The sequence below is a fragment of the Vibrio sp. 1401 genome (assembly GCF_033340295.1).
Map to the genome: position 1 here is coordinate 1 of NZ_JAWOWF010000827.1, position 519 is coordinate 519.

Annotated in this window: 1 protein-coding gene; it reads right to left on the reverse strand. The window is 47.4% G+C overall.

Going from position 1 to position 519, the window contains the following annotated elements:
• On the reverse strand, positions 1-519 hold a 519-nt coding region (locus tag R7Z77_RS28390; protein ID WP_318137440.1), incomplete at both ends, for an ABC transporter substrate-binding protein.

Here is a 519-nt window from a genome sequence, read left to right on the forward strand (position 1 = left end):
GCTTCACTAGTTCAGACTTGTCTTTGCCGTCTTCTGTCTTACCTGAGTAGAACTTGCTGTCCATAGGGAAGATGTACGTCGCCGTTTGCAGAACAAGTGGGTATGGACCTTTAGTAACCAAATCGAACGTGTAGTCATCCACTTTTACGATTTTCTCGTACGGGTCGAAGATCGCTTTAAAGTCTGGAGAGCTTTGTAGACGCTCAAATGTCCACACCACATCATCCGCTGTTAGCGAGTTACCAGAGTGGAACTTCACGCCTTCACGCAGTTTGAAGCGTACCGTTGTGTCGTTAACACGTTCCCAGCTTTCTGCTAGACGAGGTTCGAAGTCCATTGTTTGAGTGAAACGAACTAGAGGGTCAAATACCATGTGTGACATTTGCAGTGTACCGCCAGACAATTGCTCATGCGGGTCAAGCGATACTGGGTCAGCAGCGTAGCCAACTTTAATATCTGCTGCTAGCGCATTAAAACTAAGGCCCGCAGCCATTAGCGCCACTGCTAATTTGCTTTTCA